General features: G+C 70.0%; 14 protein-coding genes and 3 pseudogenes. 9 read left to right on the forward strand and 8 right to left on the reverse strand.

Going from position 1 to position 18,286, the window contains the following annotated elements; all coding sequences use genetic code 11:
* The first annotated feature begins 21 nt into the window (after nucleotides 1-21).
* The 3 genes from C8250_RS01690 (at nucleotide 22) to C8250_RS01700 (ending at nucleotide 2,465) form a co-directional block, all read left to right on the forward strand.
* The gene (locus C8250_RS01690; RefSeq protein WP_187144690.1) at nucleotides 22-372 is read left to right on the forward strand and encodes a hypothetical protein; all 351 of its coding nucleotides are present in this window, start codon (nucleotides 22-24) and stop codon (nucleotides 370-372) included.
* A gap of 346 nt (nucleotides 373-718) precedes the next feature.
* Nucleotides 719-1,582 (forward strand): SMP-30/gluconolactonase/LRE family protein, encoded by an 864-nt coding sequence (locus C8250_RS01695; protein ID WP_187144691.1) that lies wholly within the window; start codon nucleotides 719-721, stop codon nucleotides 1,580-1,582.
* Between the two features lie 262 nt (nucleotides 1,583-1,844).
* Complete coding sequence (locus C8250_RS01700) at nucleotides 1,845-2,465, forward strand: L-threonylcarbamoyladenylate synthase (protein ID WP_138351759.1); 621 nt, start codon at nucleotides 1,845-1,847, stop codon at nucleotides 2,463-2,465.
* Nucleotides 2,466-2,487: 22 nt separating this feature from the next.
* On the opposite strand, the gene C8250_RS01705 is transcribed toward C8250_RS01700, so the two are convergent.
* The 4 genes and pseudogenes from C8250_RS01705 to C8250_RS01720 form a co-directional block, all read right to left on the reverse strand.
* Nucleotides 2,488-3,411, reverse strand: coding sequence for an aldose 1-epimerase family protein (locus C8250_RS01705; RefSeq protein ID WP_187144692.1), 924 nt, complete (start codon nucleotides 3,409-3,411; stop codon nucleotides 2,488-2,490).
* Between the two features lie 37 nt (nucleotides 3,412-3,448).
* Nucleotides 3,449-4,808: pseudogene (locus C8250_RS01710) on the reverse strand (chloride channel protein).
* A gap of 189 nt (nucleotides 4,809-4,997) precedes the next feature.
* A complete protein-coding gene (locus C8250_RS01715; protein ID WP_138351761.1) occupies nucleotides 4,998-6,434 on the reverse strand; it encodes a DUF2252 domain-containing protein in 1,437 nt (478 codons plus the stop codon).
* 68 nt (nucleotides 6,435-6,502) lie between these two features.
* A complete protein-coding gene (locus C8250_RS01720; RefSeq protein WP_138351762.1) occupies nucleotides 6,503-7,456 on the reverse strand; it encodes a DUF389 domain-containing protein in 954 nt (317 codons plus the stop codon).
* 232 nt (nucleotides 7,457-7,688) lie between these two features.
* Between C8250_RS01720 and C8250_RS01725 the strand changes: the two are divergent.
* From C8250_RS01725 to C8250_RS01740, 4 genes and pseudogenes are all read left to right on the forward strand, one after another.
* Nucleotides 7,689-9,223 (forward strand): annotated as a pseudogene (locus tag C8250_RS01725) (glycoside hydrolase family 15 protein).
* A gap of 22 nt (nucleotides 9,224-9,245) precedes the next feature.
* Nucleotides 9,246-10,193: a cyclase family protein gene (locus C8250_RS01730; RefSeq protein ID WP_138351763.1), complete on the forward strand. Its 948-nt coding sequence runs from the start codon at nucleotides 9,246-9,248 to the stop codon at nucleotides 10,191-10,193.
* 58 nt (nucleotides 10,194-10,251) lie between these two features.
* Nucleotides 10,252-10,890: pseudogene (locus C8250_RS01735) on the forward strand (dehydrogenase); the annotation flags it as partial.
* Nucleotides 10,891-11,211: 321 nt separating this feature from the next.
* Nucleotides 11,212-11,712, forward strand: coding sequence for a gluconokinase (locus C8250_RS01740; RefSeq protein WP_138351764.1), 501 nt, complete (start codon nucleotides 11,212-11,214; stop codon nucleotides 11,710-11,712).
* An 85-nt stretch (nucleotides 11,713-11,797) separates the two neighbouring features.
* Here the strand turns inward: C8250_RS01740 and C8250_RS01745 are convergent, their stop codons facing one another.
* A complete protein-coding gene (locus C8250_RS01745; RefSeq protein WP_138351765.1) occupies nucleotides 11,798-13,543 on the reverse strand; it encodes an ABC transporter ATP-binding protein in 1,746 nt (581 codons plus the stop codon).
* The gene (locus tag C8250_RS01750) at nucleotides 13,540-15,261 is read right to left on the reverse strand and encodes an ABC transporter ATP-binding protein (RefSeq protein WP_138351766.1); all 1,722 of its coding nucleotides are present in this window, start codon (nucleotides 15,259-15,261) and stop codon (nucleotides 13,540-13,542) included. The genes C8250_RS01745 and C8250_RS01750 overlap by 4 nt, the downstream gene beginning before the upstream one ends.
* Before the next feature lie 154 nt (nucleotides 15,262-15,415).
* On the opposite strand from C8250_RS01750, the gene C8250_RS01755 reads away from it, so the two are divergent.
* Nucleotides 15,416-15,955 (forward strand): hypothetical protein, encoded by a 540-nt coding sequence (locus C8250_RS01755; RefSeq protein ID WP_138351767.1) that lies wholly within the window; start codon nucleotides 15,416-15,418, stop codon nucleotides 15,953-15,955.
* 89 nt (nucleotides 15,956-16,044) lie between these two features.
* On the opposite strand, the gene nadE is transcribed toward C8250_RS01755, so the two are convergent.
* Nucleotides 16,045-16,884 carry an ammonia-dependent NAD(+) synthetase gene (gene nadE / locus C8250_RS01760; protein ID WP_138351768.1) on the reverse strand — a complete coding sequence of 280 codons (840 nt, stop codon included), beginning with the start codon at nucleotides 16,882-16,884 and terminating at the stop codon, nucleotides 16,045-16,047.
* A 313-nt stretch (nucleotides 16,885-17,197) separates the two neighbouring features.
* Here nadE and C8250_RS01765 point away from each other — a divergent pair, with 313 nt between their 5' ends.
* Nucleotides 17,198-17,503: a hypothetical protein gene (locus C8250_RS01765; RefSeq protein ID WP_138351769.1), complete on the forward strand. Its 306-nt coding sequence runs from the start codon at nucleotides 17,198-17,200 to the stop codon at nucleotides 17,501-17,503.
* Between the two features lie 130 nt (nucleotides 17,504-17,633).
* Here C8250_RS01765 and C8250_RS01770 read toward each other — a convergent pair whose 3' ends face one another.
* Nucleotides 17,634-18,257: a hypothetical protein gene (locus tag C8250_RS01770; RefSeq protein ID WP_138351770.1), complete on the reverse strand. Its 624-nt coding sequence runs from the start codon at nucleotides 18,255-18,257 to the stop codon at nucleotides 17,634-17,636.
* Between the last annotated feature and the right edge of the window lie 29 nt (nucleotides 18,258-18,286).

Below are 18,286 nucleotides of genomic sequence, written 5' to 3' on the forward strand. Positions count from 1 at the left end.
TTCTTTCTCCTGATCGGACTCATGTACCCGTGGGGGCAGGTGTTTCCCCGCTGGACCCTCGTTCTGTCCAGGCGCCGTGTACCGCGTCTGCTGCCCTTGATCCCGGCCTGGCTGACCGCGTTCGGCCTGTCGGTGTACGGGGTCTTCCTGGTGATCTACGCTCCGCTCGCCGCCCTCGGAGTATTGCCGGCCCCCGAACTCGACGCCGATCTCGGCGCCACCCTCTGCGGGACTCTCTGGCTGGCCGCCTTCGGTGGAATGGCCTCCGGCGGCCTGGGCTTCGCCCTCCTCGCGGCCGCACGCTCCTACTGCGCCCGGACCCGCCCCGCCTGCGCCACCGCGGCGACCCCGGAGGCCGGGAGGTTCGGATGAGTGGCCGTATTCCCCGCCGTCGGGCACGGAGCATTGGAGTGGCCGCCGGGCCGGTCGATGGCGTGGCTCCCGCACTCCCCCGGCACTGCTTCCTAGGGTCGGCGGTTGACGGACCGAGCGGGCGTCCGGCGGTCCTGTCGGCCGTGGGTGACCGCCCGTCACAGCAGCGGCGCCGTTCCATGCAATCGCGCGGTGCCGACCCTTTCCGCAGGCCAGTACGGCGACGGGCCGACCGTCCAGAACAGATGGGTGAGTCGTGAAACTCAGGACAGCGGGAGCACGAACGCGCGAACCTTCGGCAGCTGCCGGCCGCACGAACAGGGGGTGGACCCGGCGGCTGGCGGCTGTGTCAGGGCTGCTGTTGCTCTGTGCGCTGCCGATCGGATCGGCGGACGCGACGCAGGCCGGTGACGCGGGCCGGCCCGCCGGCCCGCCGCTGTACGTGTCCGACTACGGCAACAACCGGGTGGTGACACTGCCCGCAGGCGGAGGTGGTCAGACGACGGTTCCCTTCGACGGCCTGGTGCGTCCGACCGGTATGGCGTGGGACGCCGCCAGAAATCTCTATGTCTCCGACACCGGCAACAACCGGGTGGTGAAGCTGGCCCCGAACGGCGGGGAGCAGTCCGTAGTGGCCACCGTCGACCTGTCGCGCCCGCTGGGGCTGGCCGTCGACGCCGCCGGCAACCTCTACATCGCCGACAGTTTCAACGACCGGGTCGTCAAGGTGTCCGCCGACGGCAGCGGTCAGACGACCGTCCCCACCACGGGGTTGCTGCATCCCTGGGGGCTGGCGCTGAAGGCCGATGGGGAGCTGTACATCTCCGACTTCGTCAACGACCGGGTCGTCAAGGTCTCCGCGGACGGGAGCAGTCAGACCACCGTGCCCACCGTCGGCCTGTCCCAGCCCACCGGGCTGGCCCTGAACGCCAAGGGTGACCTCTACATCTCCGACAGCGGCAACAACCGCGTGGTGAAAGTGGCCGCGGACAGTGGTGAGCAGAGCACGGTGCCCATCGCCGGTCTGAGCGATCCGCTGGGACTCGCGCTCGACACCCACGGCGGCCTCTATGTGGCCGACGCCTTCAACAACCGGGTGGTGCGAGTCCGGGAGACGGGCGGCGGGCAGGTCACGCTTGCCTCCACCGGCCTCAACACGCCGACCGGCCTCGCGTTCCCGCCGATGAGCACACGGCCTGGGTGGAACTGAGCTCCCTCCGGGCAGCCGGGCGGCCGGGAGCACAGGTGTCCCGGCCGCCGCGGTGCATTGACCTGGCGTCTCAAGATGAAACCCGCGTTGCGGTGCCCCCGTGATGGCAGCGACCGTACCTGCCCTCAACTGTGCGGATCCCCTGCCTGATCGTAGTGGAGGTCGGCTGCTGCCGGCTGTCGTGGAGACTCACATGATCTTGGATCACCGTGTCCCCCTTCGGTTGGCATACCGATCCGAAGAAGCGCCTTAGTCTTGCCCGATGGCACGATACTTCGACGTACATCCCGAGAATCCCCAGCCGCGCAGCATCAGCGCTGTGGCCGACAGCATTCGGTCGGGCGCGCTGGTCGCGTACCCCACGGACTCCTGCTACGCGCTGGGCTGCAAGCTGGGCAACCGCGAGGGCATCGACCGCATCCGGTCCATCCGGAACCTCGATGACCGGCACCACTTCACTCTGATCTGCCAGAATTTCGCCCAACTGGGGCAGTTCGTACAGATCGACAACGACGTGTTCCGCGCGGTCAAGGCGGCGACACCGGGCAGCTACACCTTCATCCTGCCGGCGACGAAGGAAGTGCCGCGCCAGCTGCAGCACCCCAAGAAGCGGACCGTCGGCGTGCGCATCCCGGATCATGTCGTGACGCAGGCGCTGCTGGCCGAACTCGGAGAGCCACTCGTCTCCAGCACCCTGCTGCTGCCCGGCGAGGCGGAGCCGATGACGCAAGGCTGGGAGATCAAGGAACTGCTCGACCACGTGGTGGACGCCGTGGTCGACTCGGGCGACTGCGGCACCGAGCCCACCACCGTCATCGACTTCTCGAGCGGCGAGACCGAGATCCTCCGCCGCGGGGCGGGCGACCCCACACGGTTCGAGTAACCGCGCGTCCTGCCACGTGCCGTCAGTCCTGTTGGCGCCACACGTGCAGACCCCACCGGAACGTGTGCAGGTCGCCGGGTGCGAGTGCCACCAGACCGTCTCGGCTCCGGAAGGCGTTCGGCGGGCAGGACATCGGCTCGACCGCGATACCCCGGCGTCGCCGCTCCGGCAGGGTGTCTCCGGTATACACCTGCACGAACCCGGTGCCCTCCCCGAGCCACAGGTCGGTGCCGTGCGAACCCGAGGGGTGTGCGAGGCGCACGACGGCCCGGCCGGAGGAGTCCCGTTCCAGTTCGGCGAAGGCCGTGTCCAGGCGCTGCCCGCCGACGGCCTTGGCCGTGCGGAAGTCGAAGGGTGATCCCGTCACATCCTCGGCCGCGACGGGCATACCCGTATCGTCGAGTGGAAGCCATTTCCGGGCCGGGACAAGGAGCACCGCGTCGTCCACCATCTCGGTGCCCACGGTCAGGTAGGGGTGCTGGCCAACGCCGTAGGGTGCCGTGTCCTCACCGAGGTTACGTGCGACCACTGTCACCATCAGTCCGTCCGCCCCGAGCACGTACCCCACGCGGACGTCGAGGTGGAACGGGTAGCCGGGCTGCGGCCACAGGGTGGCGCCCAGAAGTACCCGGTGCTCCTCACGTTCCACCACCTGCCAGGACATCCAGCGCAGCAGCCCGTGAATGGCGTTGCCGCTCTCCGGCTCGGTCAAAGGCAGTTGGAGGTCCTGGTCGTTCCAGCGGTACCGGCCCTGGCCGATCCGGTTCGGCCAGGGCACGAGGAGTTGACCGCGGCCTCCCGTGATCCGCTCGTCGGCCGAGAAGCCGTCGAGCACCGGGCGACCCTCGACCGTGTAGTCGCGCAACGCACCGCCCAGTTCCACAATGACGGCGGTCTGCTCACCATGGCGCAGCAGAATCTGCTGCCCGGTAGGGCTCTCGGACACGTACGGCCTCCAGGTCGAAGTTGGTATCGGGCGAGGGCTACGGGTGACCGCCGGAAACGTCCGCGGGAAGGTCGGCGGGAACGTCGGCTGGAACCGGGGTGAGTCGGAGCGAGATGACGTAGGACACCACGACCGCGACGATCACCAGCGGCATCACGGTGAGACCCTCCGCTCCCAGCAGCAGCGTGGCCAGCAGCACCGAGGTCATCGGCAGTTTCAGCATCGCCACACACATCGCGCCGATGCCCATCGCGAAGCCGGACGTCACGTCCAGTCCGGGCAGATGGGCGAGGGCGAGCCCGCCCGCCGCTCCCACGAACATCGCGGGAAAGATTGGGGCCTCCCCGGAAGCTGCTCAGGGACACGCTGTACGCGAGCGCCTTGCAGACCACGAGTACCACGAGGGTGCCCACCGAGTACCCGGCATACCCTTCGAGCAGGGGGTCGAGCGCGCTCTGCCCGGAGTACAGCACCCCGGACGCCTCCTTGCCCGTCCCTTCGGCGTAGACCAGCGCGATCACGCCGACCACCGTGCCGGCCAACACGGTGGCCACCACCCGCCTCCGCTCAACCCGTGCTTGCAGGAAGAGGGCGAGCCGGCGGATCCCCGTGCCGACGAGGGCCGCTGCCACCCCGACCACGATGGCCCAGCCGAACGCGGCGATGTCGGGCCGGTCGGTGTGCGGCACCTGCTGCAGGCCCAGAGAGTAGGTGCCCAGGCCGGTCCACGAGCCCAGGCCGGTGAAGATGAGCGAGCCGACTCCGGCCGCGAGCAGCCCCGGAACCAGGACCATCCCGAGCATTGCCCCGCCGAGTCCGGACGCTTCCATCAGGAGGAACGCTCCGAGCAGCGGGGACCCCAGCAGCGCGCTGATGGCGGCGAAGCTCCCGGCGACCCCCACCACGGCGGTCGCGTCCGGCGGAAAGTCCTTCTTGACCAGGCGTACGGCGCCGACGGCCAGCCCGCTGCCGAGCGCGATCAGCGGCGCCTCGGGGCCGAGGACGGCGCCCAGGACGAGCGAGGCGACGCTTGCGAGCGCGATGCCGGGCAGATCGATCGCCGGTGTCGGACCCGTGGCCGCGAGCCCCTCGGCCGGTTTGTGGCCGCCCCCGCCCGGCAGGTACCGGATGGTCAGGCCGACCAGGAGTCCCGCCAGGGCGAGGAGCGGCACCGGCCACCAGGACGGCGTTCCGTGGAAGCCCAGTGCCATGGGCAGATCCTTGTAGGTCAGCGACTGGAGTTCGGAGACGAGGGCGAGATAGCCGAACGCCGCCGCCGAGACCGGGACACCGAGCACCGCGGCCACCACCAGCAGGACCGGATACCCGCGGGCGCGGACCAGGGCGAAAGGGTCCTTGGGGATCGCCCCCGGCTGTCCGACACCGTCGGCCGACATGATCACCGTCTCTCAGCACTGGCGGGCGGGCACGCGAGGTCTTCCCTGCCGTGATATCACGCGACGACGATGCTCCCGGGTGTGCCGGTGCCTACCGGACGACGACGGCCGGGTTGCCATTCCGATGGCCCAGCGTCCTGACCGGAACGCTCCGGACGGGGCGCCGTCCGTATCCCCCTCCCGGCCCGCTCAGGAGGAGTCGGGTTCGGTCTGCGCGGCGGTGACCCGGCCGTCCTTGACCGCCTTCACCAGCGCCTGGTGGTCTCGCTCGTTCTGGTCGGCGTAGCTCTCGGCGAAGGTCGTCAGTGCACGGTCGAAGACGTCGCCGCGCCCCAGGTATCCGGCGATCGCGATCCGGTCACCGGACCTCGCGTGGGCGCGGGCCAGGGTGGTGCCACAGACCTCGCCGAACGCCCTCATGCCCCTCGGCACCATCAGTTCCGGCTGGGCGATGCCCTTCCAGTCACGCAGCTGACGGATGTAGAAGTCACGGCGCCGCCCGTCGATCCCGTCCACCCGCTGCCAGCCGAGGAAGATGTCGCTCGCGGCCTGCATCAACCGCTGCCCCGCAACCACCCGCTCGCCCTGGTTCTCGTATTCGCTCGCGCCCACATAGGGGGCGAGCGCCGAGGTGTCGGCCTCTTTGGCCTGGAGGAAGAGCGGGTCGTCGCCGTCCCTGCCGCTCAGCAGGAAGATCCAGCATCGGGTGCCGACGCTGCCGACGCCGACCACCTTGCGGGCCACGTCCACCAGGCGGAAGCCTGCGAGCAGGGAGCGCCGGTCCGACGCGAGGCTACGGCCGTAGCTCTCGATCAGCCGGCGGAACTCCTCCTCCAGGGCGCTGCGTTCGATGTCGGGGAGCAGATCGTCGAGCGACACGAGCAGCGGCGGGTCCGCGACGATCCGGGTCTGCCCGTCCACCACCTCGGTGAGTTTGTCGAACGCCTGCAGACTGTCCCGGGTCCTGGCCTTCGCCAGCGCTCGCGCCACGCCCTTGCGGCCGCGCTTGGCCAGCTGTTCGGCCGCCACTTCCTGGAGACGATCCGCGTCGATCTTCGTGTACCACACGGCGAGATGGCCCATGCCCGCGAACCGGGTCATCGACTCCCGGTAGGACCGTACGGTCGCCCGCACGATGTCGGCCCGCTCCGCGTCCGCGAAGCCGTTGGCCCGGCCCGCGATGACGAGGCTGGCAGCCAGTCGCTTGACATCCCATTCCCAGGGACCGGGCAGCGTCTCGTCGAAGTCGTTGATGTCGAAGAGCAGGCGGCGTTCCGGCGAGGCGAGCAGGCGGAAGTTCAGCAGATGTGCGTCTCCGCACAGTTGGGTCCTGATTCCCGAGTCCGGGGTGGTGGCGAGGTCGGCGGCCATGATCGCGGCGGCGCCGCGGTAGAAGCGGAATGGCGACTCGATCATCCGCCCGTAGCGGATCGGCACGAGTTCGGGCACCCGTGTGGCCGACTGGCTCTCGAGGATGCCCAGCGGATCGGGCCGGCTCGCCTGCGGCGAGAACTCGGCATGACTCGAACGGGGCACGTCACGACGGGCCGCCCTGCCGCGAGCCGCTCGTTCCGCAGGCGTCGCCTCAGGTAGGGGGCGGATCATCGCGGCGGGGCGCTTGGTCATCGAATACCTCCTGTATGCACTCACATCGGATCATCGCGGACATGACCGCTTCCGGCATCATCTGAGCGCTACCGCTGCTCCGCGCGGGCGTGCCGGGCGCCGACCTTCCGCCAGATCGCCCGCTGGCAGCGGAGCGTGGCGGTGCCCACCACGATCAGCACCACGATGTTGACCAGTAGTTGGACGAGCGATCCCCAGGCGTTGCTCCAGCTGGTGAACGCCACCGAAACGCTGATGTCCGCGGCGGCCGGGATCGTCGTGACCGAGATGAACACGCCGAGCAGGGCACTCGTCCTCGCCTCGGTCAGCGAGACGATGCCGACGATCCCGGCAAGGGCCGCCACGGCGAACGAGAAGAAGTTGGGCGTGTTGATCAGGTTGGAGACGGGCCGCAGCCCCGCGGTGAAGGCCTGCGACTGCAGGTCGAAGGCACGGATGAGGAGGCTGAAGAGGAAGGTGATGAGGACAGTCAGCAGGAAGCCCACGAACAGGGCGAGCAGGCCCTTCCGGACCCTCCCCCGGTCGCCCCGGTCGATGCCCAGCGCGATACTCACGATGGCGCCGTACTCGGGACCCACGACCATGGCCGCGACGATCAGGATCTGGGAGTTGGTGACGATCCCGACCGAACCGATGAGTCCCGCGATGACCAGATAGAGATAAAAGCTCGGCGCATACCTCCCCTCGGCCCAGATCCGTGCCTCGACCTGCTCCCAGACCGGCGAGCGGGTCAGTGGCCCGAGCTTTTGCGCTCCGGCGTCGGTCGCCCGTCCCGAGAAGGCGATGTCCACCGGTTCGATGACGATCGAGCCCCGGCGGTCCACCTGCAGCGCACGCAGACCGTGCAGAACCTCGTTCGCCCCTCCCGTGAGCACGTCACAGGCGATCGCGTCACCGTCCGGGTTTCGCGCGGCGCCGGTCTGCACGATCAGGTTGAGGACGCAAGGGTCGCCGGCGAGCAGGTCGACCACCTCGCTCGTGAGGTCCGGCGGGCTCACCGCGCGCACATGGATCATGTCCATCCTGAACCTCCACGCGCTCCGGCACCCGTCCGTGTCCGCTCGGCCGGGAGCCGGGCCGTCGAAAATCATGGGTCGGACGGTCCTTCCAGTAACACCGCAGGCACGGCGTTCCGCAATCCGGAGCACGTGGCGCCAGGAGCGCGTCGGAGCACGTCAGAGCAGGTCGGAAGCGGTGGTGGAATCCCCAGAGGCGCGCCTGCGGCGCCTGTCGGACAGTGGATCAGGTAGTGATATGTCGGAGATTGGATTCTCATGGACCGCTACCCCCCCCATAGCCGAGCACGGACTGGTGGGCGATCTGCAGACCGCCGCTCTGGTTTCCTCGCAGGGCGTCGTCGACTGGTTCGCCGCCCCACGCTTCGACTCCCCCAGCGTCTTCGCCGCGCTGCTCGACCACGACCGCGGCGGATACTTCCGGGTGACGGCCAGCAACCCGGATGCATCGTGCAAGCAGTTGTACTACCCCGAGACCGCCATCCTGGTGACCCGTTTCATGTCCCCCGACGGCGTCGGTGAGGTGATCGACTGGATGCCGCCCAACCGCAGCCGCACCCCGAGCGACCGCCACACGCTGATACGGGCCGTACGCACGGTTCGGGGGACGGTCCGGTTCGACATGGAGTGCCGGCCACGGTTCGACTACGCCCGGGCCGCCCACCAACTGGACCTGGTTCCCGACGGCGCCACCTTCCGGGCACCGGGCGTCACCGCATACCTCCAGAGCACCGTCCCGCTCGAGCGGGACGGCGAGGACGTGCGCGGCTCGATCACCCTGAACGTCGGCCAGCAGGCGGTGGCCGTGTTCACCGTCTGTGACGGCGACGGCGACGGGCAGCTCCCGCCGCCGCCCACCGTCGACGGGATCACCCAACAGCTGTGGGATGCCGCCGACTTCTGGCAGAGGTGGGTGCGGGGCTCCAACTACCGGGGACGCTGGCCCGACATGGTCAACCGCTCCGCCATCACCCTCAAGCTGCTCACCTACGCCCCCACCGGCGCACCCGTCGCCGCAGCCACCATGGGCCTGCCCGAACAGGTCGGCGGCGAACGGAACTGGGACTACCGCTACACCTGGGTCCGTGATGGCTCACTCTCCATCCGGGCCTGAACTGGCTGGCCGACTCCTGGGACCGGCCCGACGAGGGCATCTGGGAGACCCGCGGCGGGCGCCAGGACTTCACGTACAGCCGGGTGATGTGCTGGGCCGCCTTCGACCGCGGCCTGCGCCTGGCGGCCGAGTTCAGCCGGCCTGCCGACACCGACCGCTGGACCAACGCCCGCGACGCCATCCTCGAGCAGGTCATGGCCCGCGGCTGGAGCGAGAAGGAACAGGCCTACGTGCAGCACTACGGCGGGGACGATGTCCTGGACGCCTCGCTGCTGCTGATGCCCCGGGTCGGATTCATCGCCCCCCGGGACCCGTCCTGGCTCTCCACCCTGGACGCCATGGACCGCACGCTGGTCTCCGACAGCCTGGTCTACCGCTACGACCCGGCCGCCTCCCCCGACGGCCTGCGCGGCTCCGAAGGCACCTTCAGCCTCTGCACCTTCCTCTACGTGGACGCACTTGCCCGGGCGGGACGGCTGCGGCCCGCGCGGTACACGTTCGAGAAGATGCACACCTACGCCAACCACGTCGGCCTCTTCGCCGAGGAGGTGGGACCGAGCGGCGAACAACTGGGCAACTTCCCGCAGGCGTTCACCCATCTGTCGCTCATCACGGCGGCCTGCACCCTGGACGAGGCACTCGACAAGCAGCGCGGCTGAGATGGCACGGGGAGCGATGCGGATGGCCGGAAAGGACACGTCCGAGCGTCAACCACGCCAGAGCCTCGATGAGTTCGGGGCCCTGTACGAACAGCTGCGCAGGCGGGCCGCCGGCGCGGGCGGCGGGCGGGGTGCCCTGGCCACCCTGACACCGGACACGGTGCGCGCGGCCGCGGCGGAGGTCCGCTCGGGCCGCACCGTCACGCTCGCCTCTCCTGTGGAGACGGAGCCCACGCCGGACAACCCGCGCCCGGCCGGTCACCGGCTGACCAGCCCGCCCGAGGCGGCGGCCGACGGCACCGGACTCCACTTCGCCACCGACCACTTCAGCATGGATGTGCACGGCGACGCCGACAGTCATCTCGACGCCCTGTGCCACGTCGTCTACAACGGCACCCTGCACGGCGGCGTCCCCGCGGCCACCGTCACCGCCGACGGCGCCACGGCCCTCTCGGTCGAACTGGCCAGAAACGGAATCGTCGGCCGGGGCGTGCTGCTCGACATCCCGCGGCTGCGCGAGGTCCCCTGGCTCGAACCGGGCGACCATGTCAGCGCCGACGACCTCGTCGCCGCCGAGCGCTCCCAACGGGTACGGGTCGGGGAAGGGGACCTGCTCCTCGTGCGGGTCGGCCACCGCCGGCGGCGCAACGAGGCCGGGCCGTGGGACGCAGCGCACACCCGGGCCGGACTGCATCCGACCGCCATGCAGTTCCTCGCCGAACGCCAGGTGGCGGCCCTGGGCAGCGACAGCAACAACGACACCGCCCCGAGCCCTACGGACGGCGTGGCGTTCCCGGTGCACGTGCTGGGCATCCACGCCCTCGGCCTCCACCTCCTCGACTACCTCCAGTTCGAGGACCTGGTGCCGCTCTGCGAACAGGAGGGCCGATGGTCGTTCCTCTGCGTGGTTGCGCCACTGCGGCTACCGGCGGCCACCGGCTCCCCCGTCAACCCCATCGCCATTCTCTGACCAGCAGACGGTTGGGCACGCGCCCGCTCGAACGATCCACGACCCCGAGGTGGTCGACATGGCTGACAACGAACACTATGACGTCATCATCATCGGCACCGGAGCGGGCGGCGGAACCCTCGCTCACCGGCTCGCCCCCACCGGCAAGCGCATCCTGATCCTGGAACGCGGCGGCTACCTTCCCCGGGAACGGGACAACTGGGAGTCGACGGCGGTCTTCGTCAAGGGCAAGTACCGGGCCCCGGAGTTCTGGTACGACAAGCACGGTGACACGTTCCCACCCGAGGTCAACTACTACGTCGGAGGCAACACCAAGTTCTACGGCGCCGCGTTGTTCCGTCTGCGCCCCGAGGACTTCGGCGAGCTGCGCCATCACGGCGGAATCTCCCCCGCGTGGCCCATCCGCTACGAGGACCTGGAGCCCTATTACACGCAGGCCGAGCACCTCTACCTCGTGCACGGCCGGCACGGCGAGGACCCCGGTGAGGGCGAGGTCAGCGCCCAGTACACCTACCCGGCGGTGCGGCACGAGCCGCGGATCCAACAACTCAGCGACGACCTGGAGGAGCACGGGCTGCACCCGTTCCATCTGCCCATCGGCGTGAACCTCACTCAGGACGAGCACGGCCGCGCGACCCACGAGAGTGTGTGCATCCGCTGCAACCGGGTGGACGGCTTCCCCTGTCTGGTGCGTGGCCTGCCTGTCTCCCGTCGTCGGCCGTGCATCCGGTACCAAGAATGGAGACTCCCCGGCGACGTCCTGTCCTGAGCGCGCGGCGCGCGCGGCCCGCCCGATGGGCGCAGTGATATCGCTCCGACGGGCCAACGCGGGGCGCGTCCGGACCGCAGGCACCTGGATCACCCCTTCGGGAGCCATCCGGGTGCGTCTCTCCGGCCCCATGGCGCCCATGACATCCCACCGCGCCACCGCCGTGCATGATCTCCGCAGTGGGGTTTGTCCAGACCCGGGAGGGGCACTGTGGTCGGATCAGGACCAGCACCGGCGATCGTCGTGGTCATGGGTGTCGCCGCGTCGGGCAAGACCACCGTCGGGCGGTTGCTCGCCCAGCGTCTCGATGTGCCCTTCGTGGAAGGTGACGACTTCCACCCCGCGGCGAACATCGCCAAGATGACCGCGGGGCAAGCACTCGACGATGAGGACCGCGAACCGTGGCTGCGGAGCCTGACCCGCTGCATCCGGGAAACCTCCGGTGCCCACCAGGGTGGGGTCATCTCCTGCTCGGCCCTCAAGCGGGAGTACCGGGACCTGCTCCGTGCGGCCGGGCCGGGCGTCTGGTTCCTCTACCTGGCCCTTGACGAGGAGACGGCCCACACCCGGATCGCACACCGGACCGGGCATTTCATGACCGCCCGACTCCTGGACTCCCAATACGACGCGCTGGAACCACTGCGGGCCGACGAGCCCGGACTCACCGTCGATGCGACCGCCGGGATCGACATGATCATCGGCCCGGTCCAGGCCGCCGTCGCCCGCTTCGAGGCCGGCGAACCGGGATGACCGCCCCCGGTCCCCGGACTCGGCCCGAAGGGAAGCGAAGCGATGGACTCGTTGCCGTCCTTCACCGTGACGGCCCCCGCAACGGTCAGTCGCCGTGCCAGGATCGCCACAGCGCCGCGTAGCCGCCGTCCGCCGCGACGAGTGCGTCATGGGTGCCGAGTTCGGTCAGGACGCCGGACTCGATGACGGCGATGCGGTCCGCGTCGTGGGCCGTCTGGAGACGGTGGGCGATGGCGATGACCGTGCGGCCCTGGAGGGCGGCGGCAAGGGCACGCTCGGTCAGGCGTGCCGCGGCCGGATCCAGCAGGGCGGTCGCCTCGTCGAGGATCACGGTGTGCGGGTCGGCGAGGATCACCCGGGCCAGGGAGAGCTGCTGTGCTTGTGCCTCGTCCAGCCGGTGGGCGCCACCACTGAGATCGGTGTCCAGACCGGACGGCAGATCGTCGATCCAGTCGGCATGCACCGCCTCCAGCGCGGCTCGCAACTGGAGGTCCGTAGCGGACGGGCGCGCGATGACCAGGTTGTTCCGCAGGGTGTCACGGAAGACGTGGTGTTCCTGGGTGATCAGGGCGATCTGGCGGCGCATCCGGTCCGGTGGGAGGTCGGCGACAGGGACGCCGCCGACCGAGACACGGCCGCTGCCGGGCCGGTCGACGCCTGCCAGGAGCCGGCCGAGGGTGGACTTTCCCGCACCGGAGGGTCCGACGATGGCGAGCCGTTCGCCGGGCTGGACGTCGAGATCGATGCCGTGCAGGACGTCGCCCAGGTTCGGGTACGCGTAGGTGACGGCGACGGTCTCGATGCGGTCGCCGGCCGGCTCGGCCGTCGTCGGGGTCGGGCCCGCCGGGACGGCGGCCAGGCCCTCCACCCGCGCGTACGACGCCATGCTGCTCTGCAGCTGTTCGACCGAGAGCAGGACGGTGTCCAGCGGTCCCATGAGCTGGCGCAGGTAGACGGCCGCCGCGACCACCTCGCCGAGGTCGGCCGCGCCGTGGTTGTAGAGCGTGCCACCGACCAGGAGCACGCCGACGACCGGCAGCGTGTAGGAGATGTCCACGGAAGGGAAGAACACCGAACGCAGCCACAGCGTATGCAGCCTGGCGCCTCTGGCCTTCGTGATGGCCGCCTCGGCGACGTGCAGCCGCTGCTGCTGCAGCCGCAGCGCCTCGACCGTGCGGGCGCCGCCGGCGGTCGTGGCCAGCATTTCCGCGAGTTCGGAATTGGCCGTGCCCTCTGCGAGATAGCCGGTGCGCGCCCTGCGGAGGTACCAGCGCGTGACGACGACGATGACGGCCAGGCAGGACAGTCCGCAGACGCCCAGCAGCGGGTCGAGGACGAGTACCGCGCCGATGATGAACAGCGCCTGTGTCGTGGCGATGAGCACCTCGGGTGCGGTGGTGCGCAGCGCGGTGGCGACGGCGTCGACGTCCGTGGTGCCGCGTACGGCCAGGTCGCCGGTGGGTGTGTGCTCGACGACGGTCGGGGGCAGCGCGAGAGCGCGGGCCAGGAACCGCTCGCGGATACGGGCCGCGGCTCGCTCGCCGAACCGGGCGGCGAGCAGCAGTGCGGAGCGCGACAGCAGGATCTGGACCAGCACGGCGGCGACGATGACGAGGGCGGTCCGGTCCACGGTGCCGACGCTGTCCGGGCCGGTCGATGCCTTGACCGTGTTGACGATGGTGCCCAGCAGCCAGGGACCGACCAGTCCGGCAGCCGCGGCGAGAGCGTTGAGGGCGAGGATTCCCGCGAACGCCGCCTTTTCCACGGCTATGTCGCTGCCTGCGGTGCGACGGACGTGCCTGGTGTCGGCGACGGGGAGCGGACCGGTCATCGGGACACTTCCTCTTCCTCTTCGGCGCCCCGGGAGACCAACGCGCGATAGTCGGCCCGGGCGTGCAGGAGGTGCTGATGGGTGCCGGTCGCCTCGACCTGGCCCCCCACGAGATAGACGACCGTGTCCGCCAGCTCCAGGACCAGCGGCGAGGTGCTGGTCACCACGGTGGTCAGGCCGGTACGGGCCGCGCGCAGCCCGGCGGCCATCGCGGCCTCGGTGTGCGCGTCGACGGCGGAGGTCGGCTCGACGGCGAGCAGGACCTCGGGCCGCGCGTACAGGGCCCGGGCCAGCCGCAGCCGCTGGCGCTGGCCACCGGAGAGGTTGGCGCCCTGCGCGGTGATCACGGAGTCCAGTCCTTCGGGCATCGCTTGGACGATGTCGGTGGCGGCGGCGCTGCCGATCGCGGCCAGGATCGCCTCGTGGTCGATCGCCTGCCCGCCGGCGACCACCTCGCGAACGGTCCCGCTGAAGAGATGGGCATCGTTGTCGGCGACCAGGACGCGCTCCCGGAACTGGTCCGGAGCCATCGCATCGACACGGTGGCCGTCCCATGCGGCGTCCGAGGGGGTGAACCGGCCGAGCCGTTCCACCACGGCGGGCGCGTCGGCCGGCCGGTCACCGATCAACGCGATCAGCGCGCCGGGAGGCACCTGGACGCCGGAGGCGGGATCGTGCAGGACAGCGGGCCCCGGCGGGGCATCGAGCCGGCCCGTGTCGTGGAGGTGACCGGGCCGCAGGCCCAGGAAGTCGATCACCCGCCGGGCGGCCACCAGGCCCCGGGCGACGTCGGAGCCGCCTTCGATGAAGGCGTAGACCGGCGTGACGAGCATGGCGGTGTATCCGTACACCGCCACGAGGTCGCCGACGGCGAGCGAACCCTCGGCCGCCATCCGCGCGGTCAGCCACGTGACCAGCGCGAGGAACAGTGCCGGCAGACCGATGGCCAGCGCGCCGATCCAGCTGGTCACGGCGCCCACCCGGTAGCCCTGTTCGCGCAGCTCCCGGGACCGGTGCCCGTAGCGGGACGCGTAGACGTCCTTGCCACCGAGACCGTTCAGGACCCGCAACCCCGTCACCACGTCGACGAGCAGTTCGGTCAGCGCACCCTGCCGCTGCCGGTATTCGGATCCGACACCCAGCAGCCGCCGCTGCAACGGTCCGACGGTGACGGCGAGCAGCGGCACTCCCGCCAGCACCACCACGGCCAGCAGCGGTGAGATCGACAGCAGCAGGGCCGCGACGACGAGATAGGCGAGAACGGCCCCCACCCCCGGCCCCATCACGGTCAGGGACATGGCGATCACCTGCACGTCTCCCATCCCGATGGCGACGACCTCACCGGCACCGGCCTGACTCCGCAAGCCGGCGCCGAGCGATGTGGCCTGCCGTACGGTCGCTCGGACGGTGCGGAACGACGCGTCCATGCGGACCTTCGTCATCGTCCGGTGGCGGAGGATGCCCACGACCGCGTTGACCACTCCCATGACGAACAACGCCGCGGTCCAGCCGAGCAGCGCGGAGCTGTCCTGTGCCCGCAGCCCGTCGTCGATCGCGCGGGACAGCAGGTAGGGCGGAACGGCCAGCCCGACCATCCACAGGCTGCCCAGCAACGCCCCGGTGGCGACCCGCCGCCGCTGGCTGGTCACCAGCCACAGCAGGAACCGCAGAGGGCTCCGGATGTCCTTCGGAGCAGGCGGGTGAAAGGTGTCGGCCATGCCCGCACCCTAGCCACCAGCAGGTCGGCGCCCGGCAGCCAGGGGGACGTTACCGCCGCGACGGCACACGATCTCCCATCGCCGGTGCATCCCGGATGACGCAGCCACCGATCCACACTATTGAACACGTTCAAATTAGCTGTAGGCTGCGGCCATGAGCGAACGAAGCACCGCCCTACGGCAGATACGCGCCTGGCTCGTCCTGTTCATCGTTTGTCTCGCGCTCAGCGGATTGACGGCCTTTCCACTGGTCCACGAACTGCGCTGGGCCGACAGCCTGCTGGGGTCCACCGCTCTCGGGGACTGGTTCCCCGGGCTCACCCGCTGGATCACCCGCGTCCGCACCGGACTCGACACGGCCGACGCCGACTACCCGTTCCTGCTGTACGGAACCGACTGGCTGGCCTTCGCCCACCTGGTCATCGCCGTGGCGTTCTACGGGCCCTACCGCGACCCCGTACGGAACATCTGGGTCGTCGAGTTCGGAATGATCGCCTGCGCCGGGATCATCCCGCTGGCCCTGATCTGCGGACCCGTGCGCGGCATTCCCCTCTGGTGGTCGGTCATCGACATGTCGTTCGGCGCCTTCGGAGTCATCCCGCTGTACGTCGTGCGCAGAAAGATCCAACGCCTCGCGGCACTGGACGACGCGGCCGGCCCCCGGCCTGCGGCGGTGGCGCAGCCCGCACAGTAGAGGCCAGCGCCCTGGCCTGATCTCCCGCCCCAAGGCCAGGGCTTCGTGCCCGGGGGCAATACCTGCGGCGATGACGCCGACCGCGATGGTCAGCCCTGGGGCGGAGTCACCGGCAACTGCCTTTTGTGTTCGGTCCCTTGGTACCTGCCCACGATCGAAGCGAAGGCACGCTCGCTCACCGGCTTGCCCTCCAGGAAGTCGTCGATCTCGTCGTACGTCACCCCGAGCGCGTCCTCATCCGCCTTGCCCTCGTCGAGCGTCTCCAGGTCCGCCGTCGGCACCTTCCACACCAGCGAGGCGGGCGCCCCGAGCGCCTCCCCGACGGCCCGCACCCGGCGCTTGATGAGCCCGGCAAGGGGCAGTACGTCCGCCGCGCCGTCCCCGAACTTGGTGAAGAACCCGGAGACCGCCTCGGCCGCGTGATCGGTCCCCACGACCAGCCCTTCATGCGCCCCCGCAACCGCGTACTGGGCGATCATCCGCTGCCGGGCCTTGATGTTGCCGTGCACGAAGTCCTGGTGCCGCTCGTCGCGGAAGGCGACCCCACCGGCCAGACAGGCCTCCAGCGCGGCATCGCTCGCTGCCTTGACGTTGACGGTCAGGACCTGGTCGGCCCGGATGAAGTCGAGGGCGAGCTGAGCGTCCTGCTCATCGGCCTGGACGCCGTACGGCAGCCGCATGGCGTAGAAGGTCGCGTCGTGCCCGGCCCGACGGGCCCGCTCCACGGCCAGCTGGCACAACCGCCCCGCCGTGGTGGAATCCACCCCGCCGCTGATGCCGAGCACCAAGGACCGCAGTCCGGTGGTCGTCAGCCGCTCGGCCAGGAACGCCACCCGGCGCTCGATCTCCACCTCCGCATCGAAGATCGCGGCGACGTGAAGATCCCGGGCGATCTCCTGCTGCAGGCCTATGGGCGCGGGAACGGTCACGACTACTCCTCGGGGTCGGTTCGGGGTGCAGATTCTATGCTGGCTGCCTGCTGCCACCTCCCGCGGACTGCGGCTGGCAGCAGGTAGCAAGGCCGACGGCCTCGTCGCGGCGCGGCCCGGCAGCTTCGCCCCACGCCGCCGTAGACCGGCAACGAGAGCTGGTGGCTGCGGTCCTGACGGTCCATACGCTCGGGCCCCGACGCCGCTGAGCGGCGGACCTGTAAGATCATTTACTCAGCGGTGCCGGACGCCTCACCCGCTCCGTCCCGCGCCGTGCACGTCTGAGCGGGTGGTAACACAGAGGGATCAGAACATGAAGCGCGTCATACGCGGCCTCGGAGCCGCTGCCGTCACCGCCGTCTTCGCCGGGGGTCTGCTCGTCGCCCTGCCGGGCGCGGCGAGCGCCAACGACTACGGGTACACCTGTAAGAACTGGAAGGACACCAGCCACAGCTGGAGCGCCGACTGCCACGTGACGCGCGGCAAGGCCCGTACGGTGACCGAGTGCGCCAACGGCAAGACCTACTACGGCAAGTGGGTCGGCAGCGGGTACTGGAAGTTCGATGGCGAGTGCGGCAAGTACGCACTGATGGCCACCGACATCCAGTGGAAGAAGTAGTTCCCCGATGTCCTGCCCCGTCGCAGCCCTCCAGGGCCGCGGCGGGGCGTTCTCACCCTCTTTTCCGCACGCCCGGGAAGCAGCCACCGGAAAGCGGCCCAAGAGGCTGCGATCACGATCGGGATGCCCGTCAGGAATCCGTGCGGCGCTTGCCTTCCTCGAAGAACCCCTGGATCGCGTCGGCGTTGCCGAGTTCCCGCAGCGCGCGTGCGGCGCCGAAAGGGGCGTTCCAGAACTTGCCTTCGCGCGGCCGGTGCGGCCCGACGTAGGCGTAGGGCTCCGGCAGGTGGTCGTCACCGGGTGAGACCCCGTAGTTCACCTCGTCGAGAGTGATGGCGAGGTCGAAGTGTTCGGGCCAGAGCACCGGTTCGGTCTCGGGTGCGAAACCGCGCAACGCCTCGTCCCCGGCGGCGAACGCGCGGAGGATCTCGGCTCCGGCTTCCGGATCGACCGTGATCACCTCGTCCGGCTTCACCCCGGACCCGTCCGGATAGAGCCCCTCCGGAGCGCCGGCCTCGATCCCCGCCGCTTCCGCGAGCGCCGCGTAGGTCTGGCCCGACAGCGCGATGCGGGCCGTTCCGCTGACGAGGTCGCCGCCCTCGACACGCAACGCCGGTTCGCCGATCGTGCCGAAACCGCCGCCGACGATCCGCAGCCGGATGCGGCCGATCTCCCGGTGCTGCGGCCCGGCCAGTACCAGCTCGGCGATGCCGTGCAGGGATCGCCTGGTCAGAGCCACTGCGTCAGCAGTCATGCCGCCTCCTCGGGTTCATCGCTACCCGC

This window comes from Streptomyces sp. So13.3 (assembly GCF_005860785.2).
In the GTDB taxonomy this organism is placed as follows: Bacteria; Actinomycetota; Actinomycetes; order Streptomycetales; family Streptomycetaceae; genus Actinacidiphila; species Actinacidiphila fildesensis.